Raw genomic sequence first — 26,106 nt, 5'->3', positions numbered from 1 at the left:
ACCCACAGCAGACCCTATTTTCGGGGCTTGTCTCCGCGGGCGTTTTTCGCGTCGAGCTCGGTCTGGACCTTCAGCCAGGTTTCCGCATCGACGAGTGGGGTGTGGGTGCCGTTGTAGGTGATGCCGCGGAACGTGACGGTGCCCTGGTAGTAGGGGTTGGTGAGGATCTTGTGCAGGGTCTTCGTGGAGACGGGTTTGGCGGGGCGCCTCGGTGTCGGCTTGCTCGTGAGTCCTTGGGCCTGGAGTTCCGCCGCGAGGGTGGACAGGGTCCAGTTTGTTCGGGCTCGCCGAGGGTGGGCACGCCCCGGCGGCGTTCGCGAAGGTCTCAAAGCGCGGCGTGCCGTGGGCGGCAGCGGCGGCCATGTGCGGGGCCCTGGGCGTCGGCGCGATCTTGAACGCCGCCGTGCCCGAGGGCGTCTTCGTCGTGGTTGCGTCATTGGCGACATTCGTGACCGTTCGGGTCTGGCGGATGGTCCTCTGATCGCACGTGAGGATGCGCTCCGAGATCCATCGCGGCGACCTGGCCGAGTCCGAGTTCCGGGTGCCGTCGAGACCGGAGGCGTCGCCAGCCGGATGAAGATGAGCAACAGCACAGAATACTCGACGGTCCGAGCGTGCAGACGCCGCGCGCCTCGGCGTTCGCGCAGGCCGCAGGGGAGAACGTGCAGGCATCCGGATTCTCGGCCCCGGCATTCTGTGTCGTCGGTCCCCCACGGCGCCGCCCTCGTCGGTGTCGCCTCCCCGGGGCAGCACACCGGCTCTCGCCACTCGCGCTCCGCCCGGGTCGAAGGCATGCGAGTTGTCATCCCCGGCGAGCGCCTCGTCGAGCGGCAGGGCCGACCCAAGGCCATCGATGTACGCCCCACAGCGGCGTGTCCACGGTGTTTTCGCCGCTCATGATCGTCGTCGTCCCACTGTCACGTGGTGTGACCGCGACGGCGGTCAGACTCGCGCGTCTCGCGCCCGCGATCGCCGCGAGGGGCGATGAGGGTCTCGAGGCTCCTCGGTGAGGAGCGCGATCGCCGACCGGGACGATGCCCGGGGCGAGGCGCGTTCCCCGAGATCGGGAAGGTGCCGGGGAGTCCGCCCGAAGCCGATTCCGGGCGGTCAGGAGGTGGAGCGCACTGTCAACGTGGGCGCGATGACCGTCTCGCGCCCATCGGCGGCCGGCGATCCCTGACGTGTCAGCAGCGCCTCCACCGCGGTCGTGGCCAGTTCATCAACGTCTTGACGAACCGAAGTGAGGCTCCATTCGGGCCTCGCCGCCATATGGGTGTCGTCGAAGCTGACGACGGCGACGTCGCGCCCGGGGATAAGCCCCAGGCTGTGGACCGCGGGGACGACGTCCATGGCGAGGAGATCGTTGTGCGTGATGATGGCGAGCGGCCGCTCGGCGTCGTCGGGGTCGAACCGGGCGAGGATCGGCGAGATAGGGGCGCCGTTCGGGACGCCGACATGCGAGAACGGCATCCCCGAAAAGGCTTCCGCGAGGGCCCGCCGCCGGCGTTCGACCCAGATCTCACCGGGTCCGGGCGAGCCCGACAGGTGGAGCACACGGGCCCATCCGCGCTCGCGCACGTGCGCGGAGACCAGGCGCGCGGCGGCGTCCTCGTCCATGTGGGCCACGTCGATGCTCCCGCCGAGGGGTTCTGTCCCGATGATGGTCAAGGGCAGGGACCGTGCGATCTGGACGAGGTCGCCGGCTGTCTGCACCGGTGAGACCGCGATGATCCCGGCGACGCGCTGTTCGTGGAGACGGTGCATGACCATCGACTCGCGCGCCGGGTCGTCCAGGGTGGTGACCATGAGCGGGAGGAGGTCGTGCCGGCTGGCGTGGGTCTGGACCTGGGCGACCAAGCCCTCGAAGAAGGGGTTGCGCAGGTCGGGGAGGACCACGCCCAGGGCCGTGGGAAAGTGTCCGGCCAGCGCCGCGGCGCCGAGGTTGCGGACGTATCCGATCTGCTCGGCCACGTCGCGGATGCGTTGCCGCGTGCGTTCGCTGACGCCGGGGGACCCCGACAGGGCGACAGAGACCACGCCGCGGGAGACACCCGCCATCCGAGCGACATCGGACTGTGTTGGGCGACGGTCCACCATGCTCCTCTCGGTCCCCGGCGGCCGAAACCACCTGCGCCAAGAGTAGATCGTGTCTGGCAGGCGGCGACGAGGGCGTCCGCTGCCGACGAGCCCGGGCTCCGGAGACCGGGCTCCAGACGGTACGCCTCGCGCCCGCGGCGGAGGCTGGACCGCCAAGCGGCCGACGGGGGAGTCGAAGCAGAAACAACCGTGATCATTTGATCAGACAAATTGAATCAAGCGGATTGCTTGACACGTTACCGACGCGCGTCGCATACTCGTCACCAACGTGCCGACGCGCGTTGGCTGATCCAATTCCGACCAATGGAGGTTCGAAATGAGCAGACAAACTCTCAATGTTGCGGTCATAGGGGCCGGGATGGCGGGCACGACACATGCCAATGCCTGGCGTCAGGTCGGGACCGTCTACGACCTCGGTCTTCCCCAGGTCCACCTGTCCGCCATCGCGGACGCCTACAAGCCCTTCGCCGAGGACGCGGCCGCCCGCTACGGGTACGACAGGGCGGTCACCGACTGGCGCGAGGTGGCGGACGATCCCAGCATCGACATCGTCTCGATCGTGGTGAGCAACGCCCTGCACCGCGAGATCGCGGAGGCCATGATCCGGGCGGGCAAGCACGTGCTGTGCGAGAAGCCCCTGGCCGACACATTGGAGAACGCCAAAGCCATGGCCGAGGCCGAAGCCGAGGCGAAGGTCGTCACCGCTGTCGGATTCACCTTCCGGCGCAACGCCGCCCTCGCCGAGATCGCCCGCTTGGTCCAGGAGGGGCATCTCGGGCGGATCGCCCATATCGACGCCCGCTACTGGTGCGACTACGGGGCGGACCCGAACACGCCGATCGCATGGCGTTACAAGGGGCCGATGGGCTCGGGCGCCCTCGGAGACGTGGGCTCCCACCTCATCGACGCCGCCGAACTGGTCGGCGGCCCCCTGAAGTCGGTCTCCGGCGCCGTGTTGTCGACCGTCATCACAGAGCGCCCGAAGGCCTCCGGACACGTCACCCGCGGGACGACCACCGACATGGCAGCCGCCGAGAAGGAGAAAGTAGAGAACGACGACATCGCCACGTTCACGGCGCACTTCGAGAGCGGCGCCGTCGGGACCTTCTCCGCGTCACGGATCGCGTGGAACCTGCCGAACTCGCTGCAGATCCAAGTCCTGGGGACGAGGGGCCGTGCCGGATGGGACTTGCACCGCACCGGTGAGATCCTGCTCGACGACGACTCCGCCCCGGCGGGCGTCGCCGGTCCCCGGCAGGTCCTGGTGAATCCCGAGTTCCCTTACTTTGCCCGGGGCTCGTCGATGGCCTTTGGCGGCGTCGGCCTGACCCAGATCGAGCAGTTCACCTACCAGGCCCACGCCTTCCTCCAGCAGGTCGCCGGGATCGCGGAGGGCGCGCTGCCGCCCTGTGCGACCTTCGCGGACGGCTACCGCGAACTGCGCATCGCTGACGCGGTCGCGCGTTCGGCCGCCGCCGGCGGCGCTGAGATCACCATCGCCTGATCCACCGATCCGATTCTTCGACAGAACAAGAACACAGGAGTCCACACCATGTCTTTCACATACGGCGCTTACACCGCCTGCCTTCAGGACCGTTCACTGGGCGAGGCGCTCGATGTCCTCAAGAGGATCGGCCTGTCCGGCGCCGAGGTCAATGCCGGGGGGTTCATTCCGTCCCCCCACATCCCTGTCGACGCCGTCATCGGCTCGAAGGCGGCCCGCGAGGAGTACCTGGGTGTCTTCGACGAGCACGGGATCAAGCTGACGGGCCTCAACACGTCGGGCAACCCGGTCTCCCCGCTGCCCAACGAGTCGATCCTGCATGCCCAGGATCTGCGCAAGGCCATCAAGGCCGCGGGCGCGCTGGGCGTCCGCGATGTCGTGGCGATGTCGGGGACGCCGGGAACCGATCCCTCGGCGAAGTACCCGACCTGGATCGTCAATCCGTGGAACGGGATCGATCAGGAGATCCTCGACTACCAGTGGACGGTCGTCGTGCCCTTCTTCAAGGAGATCGACGCCCTCGCCCGCGACAACGACGTGAACGTCAACCTCGAGTTGCACCCGCGCAACCTCGTCTTCAACGTGCCGTCTTTCGAGCGCCTGATCGAGGAGACGGGCGCGACCAACATCAAGGTGAACCTCGATCCGTCCCACCTGTTCTGGCAGCAGGCCGAGCCGATCGAGGCGGCCAAGAGGCTGGGCGCCTACGTCGGGCACGTCCACGCCAAGGACACGAGGCTGTTCCCGGGCGTCGCCTACCGGGGAGTGTTGGATACCGATTTCGGCCACGTCCCCGCCGACGTGCCCGGCCAGACCCCCGTCGCGGCCGGCTACTACGTGACGGCCTGGCCCCAGGACCCGGCGTGGCGTTTCGTGGCCTTCGGCCTGGGGCACGACACCGACTACTGGGCCGAGTTCCTCCGCACGCTCCAGGCGATCAATCCCGACCTGATCGTCAACATCGAGCACGAGGACGCCGAGTACGGCAACGTCGAGGGCCTGGAGCTCTCGGCGGGGAACCTGCTGGCCGCCGCCGCCAAGGTCGGTTGAGACCCCACGCGCTTCCCGGACCGCCTGAGGCGGCGCAACCGGTCCGGGAAGCGCCGGTCTCCCGCGCACACGCGTTTCCGATTCGCATTCCCGCTCGTCGATCCCACGACTTCGACGGGCCTCACGCACAACGCAAAGGAGCGTCATGCCATACGCACGACAACAGACGGATATCACGAAGCTGACCCCGCAGGAGATCAACGCCGTCGTGGAGGAGACTCCTCCCTCAGGAAAGAAACGCTCGCTGGCGGCCCTGGCCCTGGTGGCGACGTTCGGATCGCTGCTCTTCGGCTACGACACCGGCGTGATCGCCGGCGCCCTTCCCTACATGGGACTTCCCCACTCGGCCGGCGGCCTCGCGCTCAACCCCGTCGAGGAGGGTCTCGTCGGAGGCCTGGTGGCCATCGGTGCCGCCCTGGGCGCCTTCTTCGGCGGGCGCTTGTCGGACCGGTACGGGCGTCGGCACAACATCCTGCTCCTCGCCTTCGTCTTCTTCTTCGGCGCCCTGGGGTGCACGTTCTCGCCGAACGTGTGGGCGCTGTACGCCTTCCGTCTCGTGGTCGGCTTCGGCGTGGGCGGCGCCTCCGCCACCGTGCCGGTCTATCTCGCGGAGAACGCGCCGAGCAGGGTGCGCGGATCGCTGATCTCCGTCGATCAGGTGATGATCGTCTTCGGCCAGTTCCTCGCTTACTTCATGAACGCGGTCATCGCGCAGATCGGCGGCGGTCCCGCCGCCACCGTCGAGTCCGATGCCACCGGTGAGTTCGCCGCGGGCACCACGCATCCCTGGGACGACCTCCAGCACGCGGTCGGCCTGATCGTCTCCGATGGAAACGGCGATGTGTGGCGCTACATGCTGGTCCTGGCGAGTCTGCCCGCCGTGGCTCTGTGGATCGGTATGAGGCTCATGCCCGAGTCCTCCCGCTGGTACGCGGCGAACTCGCAGTGGGTCGAGGCCATCGGCGCTCTCAAGCGGGTGCGCGACGAGGACAGGGATGACGTCGCGGCCGAGATCCGAGAGATGGTCGTGCTGCGGGAGGCGGAGTCCACGCAACGCAAATGGACGCTCAGCGAATGCTGGAACATGAGATGGGTCCGTCATCTTCTCGTCATCGGGATCTTCCTATGCGTGTTCGATCAACTCACGGGCATCAACACGGCCATGTACTATCTGCCCACGATTCTGACTGCGGCCGGATTCACCTCGGCGACCGCCATCGAGCTCAACGTGATCACGGGCCTGGCCTCCCTCATCGGCATCACCGTGGGCGCGTTCGTGCTCATCCCGCGCCTGCCGCGCAGAGCCATGGGAATCTACCAGACAACTGCGGTGACGGTGTCGTTGTTCGCCCTGTCGATCATCTTCTTCCTGTTCATCGAACCTCACATGGCCGACGGCACGCTCACGTCGGCGATCCCGCCGTTCGCCCCGTGGCTGGTCCTCGCACTGGTCGCGTTGTTCCTCTTGTGCAAGCAGTCTGGAACGATCGTGTGGGTCTACATGGGGGAGCTGTTCCCAGCCCGGGCCAGAGGGGCGTGCCAGGGACTCGCCGTCGCTTGCCTGTGGATCATGAACGCGATCATCACCTTCGTCTTCCCCACGATGATCGGGGCGCTCGGCGGAGGCACGACCTATCTGATCTTCGGCGTGATCAACCTCGTCGCCATCTTCTTCTACGCCAGATTCGTGCCCGAAACCAAGTACCTGTCATTGGAGAAGCTCGAGCTGGAGTTCCAGAAGAAGTACTCCTGAGTCCCTTCGGTCCTCCGCCGGCCAGGGTTCCCCGCGTGTGCGGGCCCGTCCCGAGCGGTGGACCGGTCTTGCTCGAACCGACAGCATCCGAAGGACAAAGACATGGTGGATATCGCACTCGACCCGAACATGTACTACTCATCGATGTCGACGGTCGGCACCCTGCACAGAGCAGCCGACCTCGGGTTCCGTTTCGTCGAGCTCTCGCCGAACACGGAGTTCCATTTCTGGCACCGCTACCCCAAGGCCGACGACGAGTTCGTGGCGGAGCTCAACCGAGCGCAATCGGAGACCGGCGTCCGCATCCGCACGCTGAACCCCGTGTTCAACTGGTCGTCCGTGGACGAGCAGGAGCGCTGCGCGCAGGTGCGCAACTGGCGCCGCTTGCTGGAGGTCGCCGACCAACTGGACGTACGGGAGATCACGTCGGAGTTCTCGGGAGACCCGAACACCCCCCGAGCGTGCGAGCACCAGTGGTATCGCTCGATCGATGAACTCGCTCCGGTCTTCGAGAGGTATGGGATCCGCCTCAACATGGAGGCCCACCCCTACGACTTCGTTGAACGCCACGACGACGCCTACCAGATCGTGCGCGGGGCCAACCTGCCGTGGCTCGGCTACGAGTACTGCTGCCCCCACACGTTCCACCTCTCCGACGGCTTGGGCGATGCGGGGCGGATGATCCGGTCGGCGGCGCCGAAACTGCGCGAGGTCCACATCGCCGATGCGTACAACCACAAGGCCAATGACGGGAACCGCTACATCCTCAACCCACCCGGCGTCGACGCCCGTGTCCATCAGCACAACGAGATCGGACAGGGCGAGGTGCCGTGGGACGAGGTGTTCCAGGCGCTGCGCGACATCGGGTTCTCCGGCGTGCTCTCCGTGTGCGTGTTCGGCTGGCACGAGCACGCGGACGAGATCAACAGGCGGATGCTTGACCGTCTGACCGCGGAGTTCCCGGGCTGAAGGCGCCCACGCGGTCTGCGGCCGGGACGAGGGGGGCGGGTCCGAAGGCCAGCGCGCGCCTGGATGCGGTGTCCAGACGGCGCGCGCCTCCAGCCGCGTAGCACAAGCAGGAGGCCGGCGGTGTTGTGCCTCACGACTGCCAGAAGGGCCGGCCAGTCTGCGCCGCCGCTCCCGGAGGAAGGGCGCACGGACGCGGCCGGACGACCTCTGACCGCTCATGCGTTCCTCCCGCCCGGGCGGGCGTCTGCGAGGAGGGCGCCGAGCCGGGCGATGCCTTCGCGGAGCTCGTCGCGGGAGGCGGCGTAGGAGAGGCGGACGTGGGTGTGGGCGGTGGCGGGCCCGAAGTCGCGCCCGGGGGTGAGAGCGACGTGGGCGCGGTCGAGGGCTTGCTCACAGAAGTCCCAGGCGTCCAGGCCGGTGCCGCTGACGTCGAGGTAGACGTAGAAGGCGCCGTCGGGCCCGACAGGCACGGGCAGGCCGATCCGGGCGAGCCCGTCGAGGACCAGTTGCCGGCGGACGGCCAACTCGGCTCGCCGCCGCTCGCACAATGCCAGGGTCTCGGGGGCGAAGCAGGCGAGCGCCGCCTGCTGGGCGGGGTTGGAGGCGGAGAGGAAGTAGTTCATGGCGAGGCGTTCGAGGGCGGGGACCAGAGTCTCGGGGAGGACGGCCCAGCCGAGGCGCCATCCGGTCATCCCGAAGTACTTCGAGAAGCTGGAGACGACGATCGCCTCGGGATCGATCTCGAGGACCGTATGGGCGTGGGCGCCGTCGGAGGCCGGGTCGGAGAGCTCCAGGTAGATCTCGTCGACGATGCGCCACGCGTCGCGGGCGCGGGCGAGCCGGCAGATAGCCGCGAGCTGGGCGAACGGGATGGAGGTGCCGGTGGGGTTGGAGGGGGTGGCGACCATGACGGCCTTCGTGCGCGCGGTCCACGCCCGGCCGACGATGGCGGCGTCGAGCTGGTAGCGGGTGGCCGCTGTGGTGGGGACGGCCACGACCCGCCCGCCGAAGGACGTCACGAGTTCCCGGTTGCAGGGGTAAGAGGGGTCGGCGAGGATCACCTCGTCGCCGGGATCGATGGTGGCGGCGGTGGCCAGCAGCAGCGCGCTGGAGGCGCCCGAGGTGATGGCGATGCGCGCCGGGTCGATCTCCACGCCGTGCCGGTCGCGGTAGAAGCCGGCGATCGCCTGCCGCAGCGCGGGCAGGCCGAGCGCGGGCGTGTAGGGCAGGGGCCGGCCGTCCATGGCCTCTCGCATCGCCCGGCGCACGGCCGGAGGCGCGCCGAAGTCGGGTTCGCCGAGGCACAGCTGGACGACGTGATGGCCGGTGGCCTCCAATTCGGCGGCGCGCTGGGCGACCGCCATGGCGTGGAAGGGCTCGGCGTCGCGGGCGCGCTGGGCGGGTCTCGTCATCGTCCGGCCTCCCGCTCGGGGCGGATGGCGGCGATCAGGGCCAGGATCATGCGGTTGACGGGCACGTCCAGGCCGTGGCGTCCGGCGGCGCGGACCACCGCCCCGGTCAACGCGTCGTACTCGAGCGGGCGTCCGGCGAGACGGTCCTGCCGCATGGAGGTCGTCGCCCCGTCCGGCACGTGGAGCAGCCAGTCCATGGCCGCGCCCACGTCGTCCGGGGTCAGGGCCGCTCCCTCCGCCCGGGCCACGGCGAGGGCCTCGTCCATGATCCGGCGGGCGAGTCCGCCCACCGCCGGGTCGCGGATGACCTCCGCGCGCCGGCCGGTCAGCGCGGTCAGCGGGTTCGCCGTGATGTTGACGAGCAGCTTGCGCCACGCGGCCGTCGCGAAGTCTCCCTCCAGGGCGACGCGCATTCCGCCGGCCTCGAGTTCGGCGGCGATCGTCCGGCCTGCCGCGTCATCGGGGATGGCGAGGTCCCGGGTCCCGACGCGGCGCAGGATCGCCCGGCCCGGCTCAACGCGCTCCACATTGAGATAGATCACGGCGGGGACGATCCGGCTCTCACCCGCGTGGGGCGCGACCCGCTGGCGGTGCTCGATCCCGTTCTGGGCGACCAGCACCGTCGTGGACGGCCCGGACGAGGCGCGCAGCCACTCGGCCGCGGAGTCGGTCTGGTGGGCCTTGACCGCCAGGACCACCGTGTCGACGCCGGCGATGTCCGACGGGTCGTCGGTGTAGGCGACCGGCCACGTGCTCGCGGCGCCGTCCTCGGCGATCTCGATGCGGTGGACCGGGGCGCGCCCGCCGCACACGATCACCTGTCGGCCGGCTCGCAGCAGGGCCGACGCCACCGCCAGGCCGATCGCTCCGGCGCCGACCACGGCCGCAAGCCCTCGGGCCTCCGGTTGCGTCATGATGGCCTCCTCCTTCGGGGTTGGGGGCGCGGACTCGAGGTCCGGGCCTACTCGGTGGACAGCCGTCTCGTCACATCGACCCAGGTCGCGCCGGTGAGCTCGGCGATCTGGCCGGGGGCGACGCGGACCCCGTAGTAGGGGCTCCCGGCCGCCGGGAAGACCACGTCGTAGTCGCGCAGGGACTCGTCGCAGTAGACGTCGACATGGCCGGGATGGCCGAACGGCCCCATACCGCCGACGGGCTGGCCGGTGAGCTCCTCGGCCTCCTCGGCGGGCAGCATATGGGCCTTGGCGGCGAAGCGGTCGCGGAACTTGTGGTTGTCCAGGCGGGAGTCGCCGCGGGTGACCAGGATGAACCGGTGATCCCCGGCGCGCAGCGCGAGGGTCTTGGCGATCTGGCCCGGTTCGATGCCCAGCGCGCCGGCGGCCTCCTGGACGGTCGCCCCCTTGCCGCCCAGCGGGAAGACGCGCAGGCCGGTGCCGCGGACATCGAGGAACGCCTGCACCCGTTCCAGGCTCTCGGTCCGCTCCGGCGTCTGCGCTTCCGATGATTGCTCGCTCATGGGTCTTGACGGCTCCTTTACTGTGTGCAGTCGGTCGGTGGGCCGTCGGCGCGGGCGTCACGGCGGTGGCGCCGGCGACCTCCCCGGTGCGCACCAGCCACCGGCCGACCGAGGCGTTCATCGACCCGCACACCGGGCCCTCGGCCACGCCGGCCCCGGGCGCGAAGATGCGCATCTCGAACGTCGTTTCCGACACCATTGGACACGCGCCGATGGCGCCGACCATCGCGTCGGGGATGGCCGCCAGGTCCGTCCAGCACCTCCCGCGCGGTGCTCGGGCGCAGGACGGCCCAGCCGGGGCCGTTGTCGACCCACTGGTGGAACACCACCCGGGAGGGATCGACGCCGAACGCGGCCACCACTCGGTCCAGGAAGCCCTGCTCAAGAGCGCCGGTATGCGTCGTCGGCGGCTCGGTGAAGGAGAGGATGCCCCCATCGCGGCGGACCGGGATCAGACCCGCCCGGCGCTCCTGGACGGTCCGTTCCGGGTCGTGCGCCCTGCCGACGTTCTCCAGCCAGGCGCGCGCGGACCCCAGGGTGGGGTGCCCGGCGAACGGCAGCTCGCCGGCGGGCGTGAAGATCCGCAGCCGGTAGTCCGCCCGCACGTCGGTCGCCGGCAGCACGAACGTGGTCTCCGACAGGTTCGTCCAGCGCGCGATCCGCTGCATGTCGGCAGCCGGCATGCCCTCGGCGTCCAGGACCACGGCGACCGGGTTGCCCCCGTAGGGGACGGGCGAGAAGACGTCGACCTGGGCATAGGGGCGGGGACGGGGCACCGGGGCGGACCTTTCACGAGACGGGCAACACGCTGTCGATTATATCGCTCATGAAGGGCATCATTATTGCTATTTATGGCGTTATAGTGAATATATGAGCAATCAAGTGGTGATAGATCGCGTAGATCAGGCAATCATCGTTGCCTTGGTCGAGGATGGTCGGATGAGCAACGTGGATCTCGCCGCGCGCGTCGGCCTGACGCCCGCTCCCTGCCTGCGCCGGGTCAAGCGGCTGGAGGCCGAGGGCGTCATCACCGGGTACCGTGCCCGCATCGACCCCGTCGCAGCAGGGCGGGCGTTCTGCGTCTACATGCAGGTCGAGATCGTCGGCACCAGCCAGGAGATCGTCGAGCAGTTCGAGGCCGCCGTCGCCGCCTATGACGAGGCCACCGAGGTGCGCCGCCTCTATGGCCCCGTCGACTACCTCATCCGGGTCGAAGTCGCCGACGGCAGCGCCTATGAGCGGTTCCAGACCGAGAAGATGTACCCGCTGCCGGCCGTGCGCCGCATCGAGTCCTACCCCACCATGAGGGTCATCAAGAGCAGCGCCTACGACGCCGCGCCCTCAACCGTGCTGTGAGATCTCGCTCCACGGGGGGCGCCGGGACCGTGCGGGCGGCGCCCGGGCCTCAGTGCCCGAAGAGCTTGGCGAGGAAGCCGGGCCGGGGTTCGTCGTCATGGCCCGGGCAGCGCTGTGAGGCCGGGACATCGCGCATGACCTGGTCGACATGCCGGCCGCAGCCGGCCCAGGTGGTCTTGCCGCAGATCGGGCAGGTGACGGCTTGGCACATGGTGGGTCCTCCTTGGGGGGAAGGGGCGCGTGCGCCCCGGGAATGGCGGCCTGCGCATCAGGCCAGGGCGAGGAAGAGCCTCTCAAGCTCCTCGGTGGTGATCCCGTCGCGGTCCCTGGCCGCCTCGGGGTCGCTTAGACAGTTCTCCATGGCGGTGGCGACGACGACGAATCCGGCCCGGTTGAGCGCATGGGTGACGGCCGAGAGCTGGGTCATCACCTCACGGCAGGGCGCGTCGGACTCGACGGCCGCGATGACGGCGTCGAGCTGGCCTCGGGCCCTTCGGAGCCGGTTGAGGATCTTGCGCTGGGCTTCGTCATCGGTCGTCATCGCTGCTCGTTCTCCTTGTCCTTGTTCTTGTTCTGCGCGCCCTCGACGGGCGCGGCGTCGGCGAGGACGCCGTCGGCGCGCGCTCCGAGGGTCGCGCGGAGCGTGAGCATTCCGCCGGAGAGGGACGCCGAGTCGAAACCGGACTGGATGAGCACGCGGTGGGCGATCGCCGAACGCACCCCCGAGGCGCACACGACGCGCACGGGACGCCCCGCCGCGGCCGCGCGCACCTCCTCCAGGCGCCCGCGCAGCTCGGTGTGGGGGATGTGCAGGGCGCCGGGCAGCATGCCGGTCGCGACCTCGTCCGCGGTTCGCACGTCCAGGATCAGCGAGGATGCCCGAACGGCGTCGAGCTCGCGCGCGTCCCAGAGGCGCAGGGTGCCGTCGAGCACGTTCTCGCCGACCATCCCCGCCAGGTTGATCGCGTCCTTCGCCTGCCCGTAGGGCGGGGCGTAGGCGAGGTCCAGGTCGATCAGCTCGCCCACGCGCATCCCGGAGCGGATCGCGGCGGCGAGCACGTCGACGCGCGTGTCGACCCCGTCCGCGCCGACCGCTTGCGCGCCGAGGATACGCCCGTCGGCCGGATCGATATGGAGACTCAGGTGGATCTGGGAGGCGCCGGGGAAGTACCCGGCGTGCTGGTTCGGGTGCAGGTGCAACGTACGGAACGGCAGATGGGCGGCGAGGAGCGAGGCGCGGTTCGCGCCGGTCATTGCGGCCGTCAACTCTCCGACGCGCACGATGGCCGTGCCCAGCGGCTGGGGGAGAGGCCTGGCGGAGCCGGGACGAAGGATGGCGTCCGCGACGAGCCGCCCCGCCCGGTTCGCCGGTCCCGCCAGCGCGACGGGGCGCCGGGCGCCTGTGATCGGATCGGCGCTGACCGTCGCGTCGCCCACCGCCCACACACCCGGGAGGGATGTCCGCCCGTGCTCATCGATGCGGATCGCCCCTCGTTCGCACTCCACGCCTGCCTGCTCGAACACCGCTGTGTCCGGGCGCACCCCAGTGGCGAGGAGGATCAGGTCCGTCTCCACCCGGGCGCCGTCCGAGAAGATGACGGTGTCTCTGTCGGAGCCGCCGACGATGCGTTCGGCTGCGACCGAGGTGCGCACGTCCACCCCGAGGCGGCGCAGCTCCTCCGACACCAGCCAGGCGTGCTCGGCATCCAGCGGAGGGAGCACCTGGTCCGCGTACTCGACGAGTATCGTCTCCACACCCCGTCTGGCCAGCACCTCCGCCGTCTCCACGCCGATGAACCCGGCGCCGAGGACGACGACGCGCGTGAGGCCGGCATCGGCCCTCGTCCTCAGCGCGACCGCGTCCTCGACCGAGCGCAGCGTCCGCACACGAGGAGAGCCCAGGCCGGGTACGGGCGGACGAGCCGCCGTAGCGCCCGGGGCGAGCACGAGGGCGTCGTAGCCGATCCGTTCCACGCCGGCCGCGGTGCGGACGACGATCTCCCGCTCCGCCGCGTCGAGGCCGATGACGTCGTGGCCGGTGCGCACGTCCAGGTTCAGGGCGGCGCGCAGGGTCTTCGGGGTCTGCACCAGCAGCGTGTCCTGCTCCGCGATCTCGCCGCCCACGTAGTACGGCAGCCCGCAGTTCGCGAAGGAGACGTGCTCGCCCCGATCGAGCACGATGATCTCCGCGCTCTCGTCCAGGCGCCGCGCCCTGGCTGCGCAGCTCATGCCGCCTGCGACGCCGCCGACGATCACGAGCCTCATCGCATGGCCCCGTTCGCGCCGCGCCGTCCGGCGGTCGTCCCCTCGGGACGGCCCGCGATGGTCTTCTGTGTCTCCATGCCGCCAACAATACCCCCAGGGGTATATGTGTCAAGCGGCGGAGAACAGACGCTCCGGGGTCCGGGGCTCAGCGGCCGGAGGCGGCGTCTTCCGCATACACGGTCTTGCCGCGCCCGTGGCGGGTGGCGAGCCGCGCGAGCGCGGCGGGGACCCCGGCCAGCGGGACCCGTTCGGAGAGCATCGGGTCGAGCGACCCCTCCGCGACGAGGGAGAGCAGTACGGCCAGGTCGCCGGCCAGATGGGACCGCGCGACCGCGTCTCCGTGGCTGTGGGCGGCGCCGAGTGCGATCTCGTGGACGGACGGGGCCGTGGTGAACTCCGGGACGGCGTTCCAATCCGGTCTGCCGGCGATCGCCGCGAGGCCGCCGCCGTGCACGAGCAATAACAGCCCGGCGGTCGCCGAGTCCGAGCCGAGGGTGTCGACGATCGCGTCCACGCCGCGTCCGCCGGTGAGCTCCCGGATCCGGGCGGGGACGTCCTCGGCTCGGTAGTCGATGACCTCGTCGGCGCCCAGGTTCCGCACCGCGCCACGGTTGCCGGCCGAGGTGCTCGTCAGCACGCGCGCGCCGATCCGGTGGGCGAGCTGGACGGCGAAACCGCCGACGCCGCCGCTGCCGGCCGTGATGAACACGGTCTGGCCGGCGCCGAGGCGCAGGCGCCGGTGGATCGCCTGGTAGGCCGTCATCCCAGCGCACGGCAGCGCCGCGGCCGTCGCGGCGTCAACGCCATCGGGGATCGTCGCCACCACGTCCGCAGCGGTCACGACGTACTCGGCGAACCCGCCCTCGCGGCGGAGATCGCCGTGGAAGACGACACGCTGCCCGGGGGAGAAACCTCGGACGCCCGCGCCGACGACGTCCACCTCGCCGGCGGCGTCGAGTCCGGGGATATGGGGCCACCGCCAGGCGGAGTTCCCGGCGGAGGCCGTTCCGACGTCGACCGGGTTCAGACCGCAGGCGCGCACTCGGATACGAAGCTCCCCGGGACCCGGTTGCGGGATCGGCGCCTCGCCGACGCGCAGCGTCGACGGAGCGCCCGGGCGGTCGAGGAGCAGCGCCCTCATCGTCGTGGTCCCCGTCGTCGCATTCGCCATGACGATGCCTCCTAGAGGAGCTGCTGGTGCTGGCGGTAGGCCCGCGCGTACGGCTCCGGGATGTAGTCGACCTCGGCGCCGAGCGCGCGTGCGGCCCGCAGGGCGAAGCTGGGGTCGCGCAGGAAGGCCCGGCCGACCATGACGGCATCGGCGAGCCCAGTGGCGACGATCTGCTCGGCCTGCCACGGGTGCTCGATCATGCCCACCGCGGAGGTCGGCATCCCGGTCGAGTGCTTGACGGCGGTCGCGAGCGGCACCTGGTATCCGGGGCCGACCGGGATCGGAGCCCTGGCGACGTTCCCGCCGGAGGAGATATCCACCATGTCCGCGCCATGCTCGCCGAGCCACTTCACGACCGTGCAGGCCTCCTCGACATCGAAGCCGCCATCGACCCATTCCGAGGCGGACAGGCGCACCATGACCGGGACCGCGTCGCCGAGCTCGGCGCGGATCGCGTCCACGATCTCGAGCAGCAGCCGGGCGCGGTTCTCGAGGGAGCCGCCGTAGCGGTCGTCGCGTGCGTTGCTGAGCGGTGAGAGGAACTGATGCACGAGATAGCCGTGCGCGCCGTGCACCTGCACGAAGTCGAAGCCGGCGTCGACGGCGCGGCGGGCGGCGCCCGCGAACGCGGACACGATGCCGCGAATGCCGGCCTCGTCCAGCGCCTCCGGCTCGGCGAGGCCGGGGAAGGACGTTGCCGACGGTCCGAAGGTCTGCCATCCGCCATCACCCTCCGGCACGCTGCCGCCGGGGCGGGCGACGCCCCACTCCCGATAGGTGGAGGCCTTGCGCCCGGCGTGCTGCAACTGGATGCCGAGCCTCGCGCCGGCGGCGTGCACGGCCTCGACGACCGGGCGGAAGGCCTCCTGCTGCTCGCGGTTCCACAGACCCAGGTCGTTGGGGCTGATCCGGCCCTCCGGGACGACGCCGGTGGACTCGACGATGATGGCGCCGGCACCGCCGCGGGCCATGCCCGCGTAGTGGACCAGATGCCACGGCGTCGGGATCCCGTCCCGCTTCTCGACGGTGTACTGGCACATGGGCGGCACCCAGAGACGGTTGCGCACCTCCATGCCCCGGACGGTGATGGGCTCAAACAGTGTGGTGGTCATGCTCGCTTCTCATCTTCGTGCAAATACGGTTTCCGCTGGTGTGGCCGCGCGCCGGCTGGCGGCGCGGTGTCAGGCGCTGATGGCTTCGAGGACGGCGCGGGTGACAGCCCGGGAGGATTGCGGGTTCTGCCCCGTGATGAGGTTCCGGTCGATGACGACGTGGCTCGTCCAGGGGGCGCCGCCCTCGACGATGGCCCCGCGTTCGGCGAGACGCTGCGCGAGGAGCCACGGGACGCCCGGCACGCCTCCGGCCCTCTCCTCCGCGTCGGTGAACGCGGTCATCCGGCGTCCGGCGAAACGGAAGGAACCGTCCTGGCGGGTCGCGCTGAGCAGCCCCGCCGGACCGTGGCAGAACGGGGCGATGACAGCGCCCTTCTCGTCGGCCTCACCGAGGATCGCCCCCAGTGCCGGGTCGACGGCGAGATCCTCCATCGGCCCATGGCCACCGGGGAGCACGACGGTCGCGTAGTCTTCGACCCTCATGTCCTCGAGGATGGCGGGATGCTCCAGCTGGCCGCTGATGGAGCCGAGGTAGTCGCGGAGCTCCTCGGCCAGCCGCCCGCCGACCGCGGACGGGTCGATGGATGCCGGGTCGACGGGCGCGGGGCGTCCGCCCGGCGTGGCGATGGCGACGTCATGACCGGCTGCGGCGAGCCCTCGGTGGGCGACGACGAACTCCTCGGCCCAGAAGCCGGTGGGATGTCCGGTGCCATCGGCCAGAGTCAGGGAATCCGCAGCGGTGAGAACGATGAGGACGCGGGACATGGGGCCTTCCTTCACGCGACCGCGACCCGTCCGGGGTCGGGCCCGACATCGTCGGGCCACGAGCAGCGTAACGGCAGGAGCTGCGCATTCGCCAATTGAAAAGACGATCTCTGTGATAGGGAAACCTATGGCAAGACGCGCTAGTGTGGACTGTCGTGAGCGACGACGAGACCCCCGATCCCGAGCTGTCCGCAACCCGATCCGACCTGGACCTCAATCTGCTGCGCACCTTCCTGGCGGTGTATCGCGCGGGCTCCTTCACCGCCGCGGCGGCCCAACTGGGACTCTCGCAGCCGACGGTGACGACGCAGATGCGGTCCCTGGAGCGGCAGGCCGACCGTCGGCTCTTCCGTCGCCTGCCCCGTGGCGTGGAGCCGACGTCGTTCGCCCACGAACTCGCCGCGCAGGTGTCGGGTCCGCTCGACGCCCTCTCCGCTGTGGAGACGAGCGCCGGGCGCCTCTCCCCGAGGTCCGCGCCGGTGCATCTCGGAGGTCCCTCTGAACTGCTGTGCACGCGGGTGCTGCCGGCCCTCGCCGGTCTGGTCGCCGGCGGCGTGCGACTGCGCGTCACGCAGGGTCTGACGGATCCGCTGATCGACGAACTGCGCTCCGGCCAGCAGGATGTCATCATCGCGACGCGCCGGCCACGCGGGCGCGCGCTCGGCGCCGTGGCGCTGGCCGAGGAGGAGTACGTGGCGATCGCCGCTCCGGCCTGGGTGGCGCGCCTCGAGGAGCGGCCCGGCGGATCGCCCCCGTGCTCGGCACTGCGGTCCGTGCCGCTGATCAGCTACGCGGAGGACATGCCGATCGTGCGGCGGTATTGGCGCGCGGTGCACGGGAAGCCGCATCCGCCGGCCGCTCCGGCCCTGACGGTGCCGAACCTGCACGCCGTGGTCGCAGCCGTGGCGGCAGGCTCCGGCTACAGCGTGGTCCCCCGCTCGATCTGCCAGGAGCACATCCGCGATGGACGGGTCCGCCTCATCGAGATGCCCGAGGAGCCCCTGATGAACACGCTCTACCTCGTGCGGCGTCCTGGGGCCGAGGCGAATCCCGATGTGATGCGCGTGTGCGCGGCCCTTCAGGCTGCCTCGTCCACCTGGTGACCCGGGCCAGGCCCGCCGGCGAGCACCGGGACCAGCAGGCTCGCCAGGACGATCGTGGCCAGCCGGTTCTTCACCAGGTCCTCCCCGAGGGCGTCTGTGGGGAATCCGTAGCCCAGCACCGTGACGAACACGAGGAACCCGGCCATTCCCCACGCCGCTGGAATGGAGGCGCGACGAATCAAGATGCCGATGCCGCATGCGATTTCGAAGACCGCGAGCGCGATCGTGAGCCAGGCGATGTTCGACATGACGAACGACCCCCACAGCCCGTGCAGCCAGGGGAGGGCGGCGGTCGATCCGAATGCGCCGTAGCTTTGCGGCCAGAGCCTTCCGGCGACGAGGTGGACGGCGCCGCCGCCGATGAAGACCACGGCGAACAACGCTCGGATGACGACCCGGTACCGGCTCATCGGTCCTCCGCGAGATGGGTCTGCCGGAAGTGCCGGACGTGTCCGGTGAGGAGCCGGAGGGCCTCCTGCTCATCGCCGCCGTCGGCCAGGTCGACGAGCAGGTGGATCGGGCCGAAGAACGCCAGGGCGGTCTGCTCGGGGTCGAGGTCGTCGCGGAACTCGCCCGATGCGAGCAGACGCCGGAAGAGGTCGGTCTGGAAGGCCAGCGGGCGTCCGATGAAGTAGTCGCGGAAGCGGGCGGACGCGCCTGCGTCGTGATACCGCTCGATCGCCAGGAGGCGCCGTAATCGCGCGAACTCCTGGTCGTGGAGGACGAAGCCGAACATGCTGCGGGCGATCTGCAGCAGCCGCTCCTCGCTGATGCCCCGATAGGCGCCAGCGGCCTCGCCGCCCGTGGAGACCGCGATCCCGAGCGGCGCGGTGGCGGCGGCCAGACGCTCGTCGGCGCGCTTGATAAGCGCATCGAAGATCGCCTGCTTGGAGGCGAAGTGCTTGTAGACCGAGCTCTCGCGGATGCCGACCGCCCGCGCCAGGTCGCGGATCGAGGTCCCGCGATAGCCCGTGCGCGAAAACTGGTCGAGCGCGGCGTCCAGCAGGGAGTCCCGCGTGCTCGCCGACGTGCGCTGTTCACGATGCCCTGGGGGGAAGAGGTCGTCTCCTGTCCGAGAGGCTAACGAACGTTCGCTTTCCATGAGGCCAAGCTATCAGGGGAAGGAACCAGTCGGCAAGCCCGCGAGCCCGGACGAGGACGGAGGCGGCAGACGGACCGGCGGGCGCCGGAGCCCGCCCCGGGGTCGATCGTCTTCTGGCCGACGGACGGGTTGGGCGCGACGGGACCAGTCCGTCGAGGGGCGTGCCGCCTTCCTGCGCCGAACCTGCGTGGTAGGGCCGAGCCGGCGGACCAAACGGCGGACCAAAAGGGTAAAAACCGTGGTCAGCGGCTTGAAGGCGCTGATAGAAACGAGTTGCGGGTTGTCCCTGAACCGATGGAACCTCGAGCCTCCCGCCAGGGGCCCGAGGCCGCCGACGGACGATGACTGCCCGCATTCTCATGAACCCTGTTCCGCACAGCGCTCCGACTCGAGAAGGAGAAGCAGTTGAGATTGCAGCTGCGGCGTGGAGACGCCGCTTCATATCCCCAAGGCAGGACATCTGAGAGCCCGGGAGCCACCTTCGGTGTCCAGCCAGAGACGCCGGACGGACGGGTCGGACGCGACCGCCATCGCGGAAGTGCAATGAGGAAGGCGTCTGCCTTGGCTGTGGTGCCTGTATTGGCGCTGAGTGCCTTGTCGGGCGTTGCCCAGATAGTTGCGCCGCAACCGGCCCATGCTGAGGAGCCTTCCGCAGCGCTTGGGCCTCTACAATGGTTGACGGCGGTCGAGGGGATGACGGCTGAGGTTGGGCAAAGTTCAGAGCTCACCTTTGGTGATACCGGAGTCACCGCTACCAACACTCTGGTTGAGGCCTCGGGCGGTTACTGCGATGTCTTGGGGCGACAAGGTGGTGCGCTTCAGGGTCCTAATGCAAGCCAGTTCCTCACACCCAGCGTTCCAAATGATTCGGTTTCAATCGCGGGTTGCTCGGGTGCTTATTCGAGTGGAAACCCTGCAGAGGGACGCACGGTCGTTAGTACAGAGTTTAGTGAGCCGATGCCGTACGTGGTGGTGCATGTCCAGAATCTTGACGCTTCAAGGCTACGAATTCTCGGTACGAGCACAACTGGAGATCCTCTCAAGTTTCGTGCGTTGAGTCAAAACAACGCTCTTGGGAACTCAGATGAGTGGATCAATTCTGATACGAGACTCGCGAAGAACATCGGTTGTCAGCTCGACGGGGGTGAGAATCCCTCCGGAGGATGCGGCTCTTTCGTCGTATGGGCGGATTCCGGTGACGTGGTTGACCTCGTGTTTGAGAACGAGGGTGGATGGATGGGCGACGGGTGGGAATGGTCGCTTTCGATTCCTGCGACGCAGTTGAACGTCAAGAAATCTTCGAGCACGGAGTCAGCTGGGCCAGGGGATACAGTTGAGTACACGGTGATCGCGACAAATGTGGGTGACCGGGACTACACGAGCGAAAACCCTGCGGTTCTCCTCGATGATCTCTCCGGCGTCCTCGACGACGCGACCTACAACGGCGACGCGGCGGCGGACCAGACGGGTACCGTCGCGTTCGACTCACGGGTCCTGTCCTGGACGGGTGCTCTGCCGGCAGGGGAGACGGTCACACTCACCTACACCGTGACGCTCAAGGCGGGTGGAGACGGCGTCGCGCGCAACGTCGCCTGGGAACCGGACCCGGGCGACCCGACGCCGCCGGTCTGCGACCCGCCCGATGAAAACGGGCTCGACCCCGACACAGGGCAGCCCTGCGCGTTCACCGAGACCAAGCTGCCGCGGCTGTCCGTCCAGAAGACCGCGGACCGCACGGAGCTCCCAGTGGTCGGCGGGACGGTGACCTACACCGTCACCGTGAAGAACGTCGGACCCGGAGACTATTCGGACGACGCCCCCGCCACATTCGAGGACGACCTCGCCGACGTCCTGGACGCTGCGACCTACAACAAGGACGCCGCAGCGTCGACAGGCGCCGTGTCCTACGCGGAGCCGAAGCTCTCGTGGAGCGGGGCGCTGGCCGCGGGTGAGTCCGCGACGATCACCTACACGGCGACGTACACCGGCGGCGGCGACCAGAATCTGCGCAATGTCGCCTGCATCCCGGAAGACGAGGTGGCGCCCGGCCAGGAACGGTGCGACTTCGTCCAGATCCCCGGAGCCGCCCTCACCCAGTGGAAGAAGGTCTCCTCCTCGGATTCGCCAGCCGTGGCCGGGTCGGTCCTCACCTACACGTTGTTCTTCAAGAACACGGGCGGGGCGGCGGCCGACGTGGACGCCATCGACGATCTCACCCACGTGCTGGACGACGCCGACATCACCACCGAGCCCATCTCGCCCGACGGCCTCGCCGTCACGCGGGACGGGTCGCGGATCTCCGTGACCGGCCAGGTGCCCTCCGGCGAGACCTACCAGGTGACCTACACGGCGACGATCAAGGCTGACGGGCAGCGCGGGGACAACATCTCCTCGAACTTCCTCATGAAGAACCGTCCGGACGATCCGCCTGAGCCCCCTCGAGTGCCCACCTGCAAGCCGACCGACGCGCAGCTGCCGGACTGCACCGAGACTCCGATCGCCCAGGTCGAGTACGCGAAGTCGGTCTCCGCGTCCAGCGACCCCGTGGAGGCCGGCACCGTCCTCACCTACACGGTGACCGCGAAGAGCACCGGGGCGGACACCACCGCGGTCTCGCGCGAGGACGTCCTCGCCGGCGTGCTCGACGACGCGACGCTCACCGGGGCTCCCCGTTCCGACACGGAGACCGTCACGGTCTCCGACGGCACCGACGGCCGCATCCGGATCGGCGGCGAGCTCGTTGCCGGAAGGACCGCGACCATCACCTACCAGGTGACGGTCAGGGACGAGTCCGATCGCGGCGACAACCGCGCGGACAACTTCATCGTCCCTCCGGGAGAGGAACCTCCAAGCACCTGCCCCTCGGGCGACACGACGTGCACGTCGACGCCGCTGCCGAAGATCGACGTCACCAAGTCGGTCACCCCCGACGACGGATCGGCCGTGCAGGAAGGACAGGAGGTCACCTACACACTGACCTTCGCCAACACGGGCGCGGCCGCGGGCACCATCGACCACACGGACGATCTGGCAGGAGTCCTGGACGACGCCACGCTCACCACGGCGGCATCCAGCAGCGATCCCGCCCTGGTGGCGACCTCCGGCGAGGATGGGAAGGTCCGGGTGACCGGCACGCTCGACGTCGGCCAGACGGTGACCGTGAAGTACACGGTGACAGTGAGGGCCGACGGCGATCGCGGCGACAACCGCCTGGGCAACGTCGTCGCCCGCACCGACAATCCGCATCCGAAGTGCGGCGACGACGGGGTGTCCTGCACGGAGAACCCCATCGGCGAGCTCGACGACTGGAAGACCGTGGATCCCGCGATCGGCACGACCGTGCGCCCCGGTGACGTCCTGACGTACACGCTCCACTTCGAGAACACAGGCACCGCTCCCAAGGCGTTCAGCCGCGACGACGTGCTCACCGACATGGTGGACGATGCCGACGTGACATCCCAGCCGTCCTCCTCCTCCGACGCCCTCTCGGTCTCCGGGATCGCCGATGGCCGATTCACGGTCAACGGCACCCTGCAGGCCGGCGAGTCTGCCACTGTCACCTACCAGGCGACGGTGAGGGCCGAAGGGCAGCGCGGGGACGACAGGCTCGGCAACTTCCTCATCGGGCCCGGCGAGACGCCTGACGTCGAGTGCCGGCTCGAGGACGCGGACCACTCCGACTGCACCGTCAACCACGTCTCGGACATGCGCGTGACGAAGTCGAGCGACCCCGCCTCCGGCGAGGAGGTCGATCCGGGGCAGAAGGTCACCTACACGCTGACCTTCGTCAACACCTCGGCGAACCCCGATTCGGCCCCAGCCGAAGTCGACTACACCGATCACATGGACGACGTCCTCGACGACGCCGACCTCGTCGCCGGTCCGGACGCCTCCGAGGGCGGACTCGCGGCGGCCGCTGACGGGGGGACGATCCGCATCACGGGATCCGTCGCCTCGGGGCAGACCGCCACGGTGACCTACACGGTGAAGGTGAGGAGCTACGACAAACAGGGCGACCACTCACTGGGCAATGTCGTGGCCGCGACGGGGGAGGACCCGGTGTGCGCCACCGGCTCATCCCTGTGCACCCGCCACGACGTGCCCGAACCAAAGCCCGGGAACCCGCTCGCGTCCACGGGCGCGGAGGGGACGGCCCTGCTGCTCGGGTCGGTGTTCGTCCTGATGGCCGGCGGGATGGCGGCCACCGCCGTGCGCCGGCGCCGCGACCCCTCGGACCGGGAGGAGGCGACGAGCCCGCTGAAGTAGGGTGAGCGGCCGGTCCCCGGCGATCCGCCTCCCGGCAGGGATCCGGATCCCGGGGATCAGCCGCGTCCGCCCTCGTCCGCCCGTCGCCGCGCCCAGTGGAGGCCACATCCGTGAAGTCAATCCCCCTGACAACCGACGGCCAGGACGCGTCCGCGCCCCCAGCCGACGCCGTGCCCCGCGATGAGCTCCTGCGCCGGCTCGACGAGGGCGCCCCCGTCGCGCTCATCCACGGCCCCTCCGGAAGCGGGAAGACGACCCTCGCCTCCCACTGGGCGCGCCGGCGCCGCGAACAAGGGGTCCTGGTCACGTGGATCGATGCCTCCGAGGCCACCGGTCCCGATCTGGCCCGCCGTCTCCCGGCCGGGCGACCGGACATCCCGGGGCCAGAACGGGCCATCGTCATCGACGACGCGCAGGAACTGACGGATCCGGCTCTCCTGTCGGCGGCGGCGCGCCTCCCCGGTCTGAGACTCCTCGTGTGCAGTACCACCCCGGAGGCGGCCGCCGCCCTGAGGGAGGCGCATCCGACGGTGATCACCGGACGGGATCTCGCGGCCACACCTCCCCAGCTCGGTGCCTTCGCCAGGAGCTGGGGCCACCGCCTGTCCCAGGGGCTCGGCGACGCGCTCCACGCCCAGTGCGGCGGGCACCTCGGGGTGTTGCGCTGCGCTCTCGACCACGCGGGAACGGACGGAGACCCCCACGGGCTCCGGGCCGCCGGGGACTATCTGCGCTGTAGGGTCCTCGCCGGCATCCCCGGGGACCGGCTGGCGGCGATGGGCGCGCTGGCACTGGCCGGTCGGGTCGACGACGACCTCCTCCACGCGCTCTTCGACCCTCCGATCGCGCCGGAGCTGCCCGGCCCGGCGGGCGTGCGCCGGCTGCGCGCCGACCTGCGCTCGGCCGGCCTGCTCGTCGGGGACGGCGGGGACGCGCGGGCGCTCTGGTTCCCGCCGCTCGTCGGCGGGAACCTCGCCCAGACGCTGGAGGGATCCCGCCCGGAGCTCGCCCGCGCTGTCCACTCGGCCCTCGCCTCGTGGCACGCCGGCCGCGACCCGGACGATTCCGTCGACGACTGCGGGCCGGCGGCCGTCCACGCCCGCGCCGCCGGGGACTGGGGCCTTCTCGCCAGGACCTGGAACGAATGGGGCCTGTACCTGGCGATCCACCAGCCGCGACGATGCCACGCGGCATACGGCGCCCTCCCGGATGAGGCGGCCGCCGCGCATCCGGAGCTCGCGCTCGCGGCCTCGGTGACAGCGGCCCTCGGATCGGACCCGGACGACGCCACGTTCCCCAGCTCGGTCGACGGGGACTTCGAGTCCGGGTGGGCGCTGTGCCCGCCCTCTCCCCAACGGTGGAGACACTCCACATTGGAGGCGGCGGCGCACGTCATCACCGTCCGGCGCGGGGGCGACGTGGAGGAGGCCCGCCGCTTCGCCTCGTCCTTCGCCAAGCGGCTCCCGATTGGGGGCCGAGCAGGGCCTCGCTGGCCAACCGATCCTGGTTCGAGCTGCAGTGGGCGCTCGCCTCCCACGGGTCCTGCCGCACGGTCGAGGCCATCGCTCTTCTCGAGCAGTCGGCCCGCCACGCCCGGGCCGCGGGCGCCGGCCCCGTCGCCGTGGCCGCGAGGGAGCAGATCGCCCTCATGTACGCCGTCGCGGGCTATACCCAGACCGCGGTCGAGCACCTCGGGGCCGCGGGGTCCCGGCCGCGCGGCAGCGCAGTGGCTCGCCTCATCGAGGGGATCCTCCTCCTCGACCGCCTGGATCCCCGCGCATCGGACTGTTTCTCCATCCCCGGGGCGGACGACATCGAGGAGTGGGCGGTCGTCGCCTGGGCGCGGACACAATACGCGATGCTCTTCGGCGATCCGATCGTGGCCCTCGCCGAGGTCAACCGCATGGCGGTCCGCCACCTCCACACCAGCCGCCAGGGGAGCGCGAACCGCTACCTCGTCGACAGGGCCGTCGCCGACCTCGGCCTCGCGCTGGGGGAGCTCGACCGCGCTCAGCGCCATCTGGGGGAATGCGGATCGCTGGAGAGCCTCTTCGCCGTGCCCAGGGCGCGGCTCGCCTACATCTGCGGGGATCACGCGAAGGCGGGCGGGATCGCGGCCGCCCACGCGTGGGAGCCCGCCACGACCCTGCGCGACCGGATCGAGCTCGTCATGCTCCGCGCCGCTGCGGCGCTGGCGCGCAAGGACGCAGAGGGAGCGAGGCTCCAGTTCTCCCGCGCGCACAGGCTCGCGGCGGAGACCGGGACGCTCATCCCCTACACCGCGCTGCCCCGCGAGGCGTGCGACCGGCTCCTGGACCTCATCGGCAACCCGCTCGCCCCCAGCGTCGTCGAGCGCATCCACGAGCACCGCCAGCCCTACCCCGCACGCGGGAGGCTCATCACGCTGACGCCCCGGGAGAAGGTCGTCCTGGGGGCCATGGTGGAGCACGAGACCCTGGCCGACATCGCCGAGGAGCTGGTGCTCTCCCTCAACACGATCAAGAAGCAGGCGCATGCGGTGTATGCGAAGCTCGGCGTCCATGACCGTCAGTCCGCCCTGCTCGTCGCCAACCGCCTCGGTCTGCTCCCGGACCCCGCTCCCGATCCCTCGCCCGCGGGCCGCGCGGAGGAGGGGTCGCGTGCTTCGAGGCTCCCGATCCTGCCGAGGACGGCCTGAGACGGCGCACCCGGTGCGTCCCCGATA

Annotated in this window: 23 protein-coding genes and 2 pseudogenes; 9 read left to right on the top strand and 16 right to left on the bottom strand. The window is 70.0% G+C overall.

Annotation, left to right across the window (positions count from 1 at the left end; all coding sequences use genetic code 11):
- Positions 1-14: 14 nt before the first annotated feature.
- A complete protein-coding gene (locus ACFQWG_RS05820; RefSeq protein WP_380973070.1) occupies positions 15-329 on the bottom strand; it encodes a recombinase family protein in 315 nt (104 codons plus the stop codon).
- Between ACFQWG_RS05820 and ACFQWG_RS05815 the strand changes: the two genes are divergently transcribed.
- Entirely contained in the window at positions 275-481 is a 207-nt protein-coding gene (locus ACFQWG_RS05815) for a hypothetical protein (protein ID WP_380973069.1), read from the top strand. The genes ACFQWG_RS05820 and ACFQWG_RS05815 overlap by 55 nt on opposite strands.
- A gap of 626 nt (positions 482-1,107) precedes the next feature.
- Here the strand turns inward: ACFQWG_RS05815 and ACFQWG_RS05810 are convergent.
- Positions 1,108-2,097 (bottom strand): LacI family DNA-binding transcriptional regulator, encoded by a 990-nt coding sequence (locus ACFQWG_RS05810; protein ID WP_380973067.1) that lies wholly within the window; start codon positions 2,095-2,097, stop codon positions 1,108-1,110.
- A gap of 316 nt (positions 2,098-2,413) precedes the next feature.
- Here ACFQWG_RS05810 and ACFQWG_RS05805 point away from each other — a divergent pair, with 316 nt between their 5' ends.
- The 4 genes from ACFQWG_RS05805 (at position 2,414) to ACFQWG_RS05790 (ending at position 7,373) form a co-directional block, all read left to right on the top strand.
- On the top strand, positions 2,414-3,601 hold the full coding sequence (locus tag ACFQWG_RS05805) for a Gfo/Idh/MocA family protein (protein WP_380973064.1): 1,188 nt from the start codon (positions 2,414-2,416) through the stop codon (positions 3,599-3,601).
- A gap of 48 nt (positions 3,602-3,649) precedes the next feature.
- Positions 3,650-4,651, top strand: coding sequence for a sugar phosphate isomerase/epimerase family protein (locus ACFQWG_RS05800; protein ID WP_291497125.1), 1,002 nt, complete (start codon positions 3,650-3,652; stop codon positions 4,649-4,651).
- A gap of 145 nt (positions 4,652-4,796) precedes the next feature.
- Complete coding sequence (locus ACFQWG_RS05795) at positions 4,797-6,404, top strand: MFS transporter (RefSeq protein ID WP_380973061.1); 1,608 nt, start codon at positions 4,797-4,799, stop codon at positions 6,402-6,404.
- Between the two features lie 102 nt (positions 6,405-6,506).
- A complete protein-coding gene (locus ACFQWG_RS05790; RefSeq protein ID WP_380973058.1) occupies positions 6,507-7,373 on the top strand; it encodes a sugar phosphate isomerase/epimerase family protein in 867 nt (288 codons plus the stop codon).
- A gap of 215 nt (positions 7,374-7,588) precedes the next feature.
- Here ACFQWG_RS05790 and ACFQWG_RS05785 read toward each other — a convergent pair whose 3' ends face one another.
- From ACFQWG_RS05785 to ACFQWG_RS05765, 5 genes and pseudogenes are all read right to left on the bottom strand, one after another.
- A complete protein-coding gene (locus ACFQWG_RS05785) occupies positions 7,589-8,785 on the bottom strand; it encodes an aminotransferase class I/II-fold pyridoxal phosphate-dependent enzyme (protein ID WP_380973056.1) in 1,197 nt (398 codons plus the stop codon).
- Positions 8,782-9,699: a 2-dehydropantoate 2-reductase gene (locus ACFQWG_RS05780; protein ID WP_380976249.1), complete on the bottom strand. Its 918-nt coding sequence runs from the start codon at positions 9,697-9,699 to the stop codon at positions 8,782-8,784. The genes ACFQWG_RS05785 and ACFQWG_RS05780 overlap by 4 nt, the downstream gene beginning before the upstream one ends.
- Before the next feature lie 47 nt (positions 9,700-9,746).
- Positions 9,747-10,262, bottom strand: coding sequence for a YbaK/EbsC family protein (locus tag ACFQWG_RS05775; RefSeq protein WP_380973054.1), 516 nt, complete (start codon positions 10,260-10,262; stop codon positions 9,747-9,749).
- Positions 10,263-10,389: 127 nt separating this feature from the next.
- A pseudogene (locus tag ACFQWG_RS05770) lies at positions 10,390-10,461 on the bottom strand (hypothetical protein); the annotation flags it as partial.
- A 250-nt stretch (positions 10,462-10,711) separates the two neighbouring features.
- Positions 10,712-11,038, bottom strand: a pseudogene (locus ACFQWG_RS05765) (PhzF family phenazine biosynthesis protein); the annotation flags it as partial.
- 94 nt (positions 11,039-11,132) lie between these two features.
- Here ACFQWG_RS05765 and ACFQWG_RS05760 point away from each other — a divergent pair.
- Positions 11,133-11,618 (top strand): Lrp/AsnC family transcriptional regulator, encoded by a 486-nt coding sequence (locus tag ACFQWG_RS05760; RefSeq protein ID WP_449329128.1) that lies wholly within the window; start codon positions 11,133-11,135, stop codon positions 11,616-11,618.
- Between the two features lie 49 nt (positions 11,619-11,667).
- Here the strand turns inward: ACFQWG_RS05760 and ACFQWG_RS05755 are convergent, their stop codons facing one another.
- The 6 genes from ACFQWG_RS05755 to ACFQWG_RS05730 all read right to left on the bottom strand — a co-directional run bounded on the left by ACFQWG_RS05755 (position 11,668) and on the right by ACFQWG_RS05730 (position 16,931).
- Positions 11,668-11,829 carry a hypothetical protein gene (locus tag ACFQWG_RS05755; protein WP_380973049.1) on the bottom strand — a complete coding sequence of 54 codons (162 nt, stop codon included), beginning with the start codon at positions 11,827-11,829 and terminating at the stop codon, positions 11,668-11,670.
- 57 nt (positions 11,830-11,886) lie between these two features.
- Complete coding sequence (locus ACFQWG_RS05750; protein WP_291497109.1) at positions 11,887-12,159, bottom strand: metal-sensitive transcriptional regulator; 273 nt, start codon at positions 12,157-12,159, stop codon at positions 11,887-11,889.
- Complete coding sequence (locus ACFQWG_RS05745) at positions 12,156-13,883, bottom strand: FAD-dependent oxidoreductase (RefSeq protein WP_291497107.1); 1,728 nt, start codon at positions 13,881-13,883, stop codon at positions 12,156-12,158. The genes ACFQWG_RS05750 and ACFQWG_RS05745 overlap by 4 nt, the downstream gene beginning before the upstream one ends.
- Before the next feature lie 145 nt (positions 13,884-14,028).
- Positions 14,029-15,054, bottom strand: coding sequence for a zinc-binding dehydrogenase (locus ACFQWG_RS05740; RefSeq protein WP_380973045.1), 1,026 nt, complete (start codon positions 15,052-15,054; stop codon positions 14,029-14,031).
- Between the two features lie 11 nt (positions 15,055-15,065).
- Positions 15,066-16,166, bottom strand: a complete 1,101-nt coding sequence (locus ACFQWG_RS05735) for an NADH:flavin oxidoreductase/NADH oxidase (RefSeq protein WP_380973042.1) — start codon at positions 16,164-16,166, stop codon at positions 15,066-15,068.
- Between the two features lie 69 nt (positions 16,167-16,235).
- Entirely contained in the window at positions 16,236-16,931 is a 696-nt protein-coding gene (locus tag ACFQWG_RS05730) for a type 1 glutamine amidotransferase domain-containing protein (RefSeq protein WP_380973039.1), read from the bottom strand.
- 155 nt (positions 16,932-17,086) lie between these two features.
- Between ACFQWG_RS05730 and ACFQWG_RS05725 the strand changes: the two genes are divergently transcribed.
- Positions 17,087-18,034: a LysR family transcriptional regulator gene (locus ACFQWG_RS05725; protein ID WP_380973036.1), complete on the top strand. Its 948-nt coding sequence runs from the start codon at positions 17,087-17,089 to the stop codon at positions 18,032-18,034.
- Here the strand turns inward: ACFQWG_RS05725 and ACFQWG_RS05720 are convergent.
- Entirely contained in the window at positions 18,010-18,444 is a 435-nt protein-coding gene (locus ACFQWG_RS05720) for a hypothetical protein (RefSeq protein ID WP_380973033.1), read from the bottom strand. The genes ACFQWG_RS05725 and ACFQWG_RS05720 overlap by 25 nt on opposite strands.
- A complete protein-coding gene (locus ACFQWG_RS05715; protein WP_380973030.1) occupies positions 18,441-19,136 on the bottom strand; it encodes a TetR/AcrR family transcriptional regulator in 696 nt (231 codons plus the stop codon). The genes ACFQWG_RS05720 and ACFQWG_RS05715 overlap by 4 nt, the downstream gene beginning before the upstream one ends.
- A 543-nt stretch (positions 19,137-19,679) precedes the next feature.
- On the opposite strand from ACFQWG_RS05715, the gene ACFQWG_RS05710 reads away from it, so the two are divergent.
- Positions 19,680-23,402: a DUF7927 domain-containing protein gene (locus tag ACFQWG_RS05710; protein ID WP_380973027.1), complete on the top strand. Its 3,723-nt coding sequence runs from the start codon at positions 19,680-19,682 to the stop codon at positions 23,400-23,402.
- A gap of 116 nt (positions 23,403-23,518) precedes the next feature.
- On the opposite strand, the gene ACFQWG_RS05705 is transcribed toward ACFQWG_RS05710, so the two are convergent.
- The gene (locus tag ACFQWG_RS05705) at positions 23,519-24,424 is read right to left on the bottom strand and encodes a hypothetical protein (protein WP_380973024.1); all 906 of its coding nucleotides are present in this window, start codon (positions 24,422-24,424) and stop codon (positions 23,519-23,521) included.
- Positions 24,425-24,759: 335 nt separating this feature from the next.
- Here ACFQWG_RS05705 and ACFQWG_RS05700 point away from each other — a divergent pair, with 335 nt between their 5' ends.
- Positions 24,760-26,079, top strand: a complete 1,320-nt coding sequence (locus ACFQWG_RS05700) for a helix-turn-helix transcriptional regulator (RefSeq protein WP_380973021.1) — start codon at positions 24,760-24,762, stop codon at positions 26,077-26,079.
- Positions 26,080-26,106 lie beyond the last annotated feature (27 nt).

It is taken from the genome of Schaalia naturae (genome assembly GCF_042665795.1).
GTDB lineage: Bacteria > Actinomycetota > Actinomycetes > Actinomycetales > Actinomycetaceae > Pauljensenia > Pauljensenia naturae.
This window is presented reverse-complemented; position numbering and strand designations above follow the sequence as displayed.

Coding starts and splice junctions, on each gene's coding strand:
- ACFQWG_RS05810 (WP_380973067.1), bottom strand. CDS start 2,097: ATGGTGGACCGTCGCCCAACACAGTCCGATGTCGCTCGGATGGCGGGT.
- ACFQWG_RS05805 (WP_380973064.1), top strand. CDS start 2,414: ATGAGCAGACAAACTCTCAATGTTGCGGTCATAGGGGCCGGGATGGCG.
- ACFQWG_RS05800 (WP_291497125.1), top strand. CDS start 3,650: ATGTCTTTCACATACGGCGCTTACACCGCCTGCCTTCAGGACCGTTCA.
- ACFQWG_RS05795 (WP_380973061.1), top strand. CDS start 4,797: ATGCCATACGCACGACAACAGACGGATATCACGAAGCTGACCCCGCAG.
- ACFQWG_RS05790 (WP_380973058.1), top strand. CDS start 6,507: ATGGTGGATATCGCACTCGACCCGAACATGTACTACTCATCGATGTCG.
- ACFQWG_RS05785 (WP_380973056.1), bottom strand. CDS start 8,785: ATGACGAGACCCGCCCAGCGCGCCCGCGACGCCGAGCCCTTCCACGCC.
- ACFQWG_RS05780 (WP_380976249.1), bottom strand. CDS start 9,699: ATGACGCAACCGGAGGCCCGAGGGCTTGCGGCCGTGGTCGGCGCCGGA.
- ACFQWG_RS05775 (WP_380973054.1), bottom strand. CDS start 10,262: ATGAGCGAGCAATCATCGGAAGCGCAGACGCCGGAGCGGACCGAGAGC.
- ACFQWG_RS05760 (WP_449329128.1), top strand. CDS start 11,133: ATGAGCAATCAAGTGGTGATAGATCGCGTAGATCAGGCAATCATCGTT.
- ACFQWG_RS05755 (WP_380973049.1), bottom strand. CDS start 11,829: ATGTGCCAAGCCGTCACCTGCCCGATCTGCGGCAAGACCACCTGGGCC.
- ACFQWG_RS05750 (WP_291497109.1), bottom strand. CDS start 12,159: ATGACGACCGATGACGAAGCCCAGCGCAAGATCCTCAACCGGCTCCGA.
- ACFQWG_RS05745 (WP_291497107.1), bottom strand. CDS start 13,883: ATGAGGCTCGTGATCGTCGGCGGCGTCGCAGGCGGCATGAGCTGCGCA.
- ACFQWG_RS05740 (WP_380973045.1), bottom strand. CDS start 15,054: ATGGCGAATGCGACGACGGGGACCACGACGATGAGGGCGCTGCTCCTC.
- ACFQWG_RS05735 (WP_380973042.1), bottom strand. CDS start 16,166: ATGACCACCACACTGTTTGAGCCCATCACCGTCCGGGGCATGGAGGTG.
- ACFQWG_RS05730 (WP_380973039.1), bottom strand. CDS start 16,931: ATGTCCCGCGTCCTCATCGTTCTCACCGCTGCGGATTCCCTGACTCTG.
- ACFQWG_RS05720 (WP_380973033.1), bottom strand. CDS start 18,444: ATGAGCCGGTACCGGGTCGTCATCCGAGCGTTGTTCGCCGTGGTCTTC.
- ACFQWG_RS05715 (WP_380973030.1), bottom strand. CDS start 19,136: ATGGAAAGCGAACGTTCGTTAGCCTCTCGGACAGGAGACGACCTCTTC.
- ACFQWG_RS05710 (WP_380973027.1), top strand. CDS start 19,680: ATGAGGAAGGCGTCTGCCTTGGCTGTGGTGCCTGTATTGGCGCTGAGT.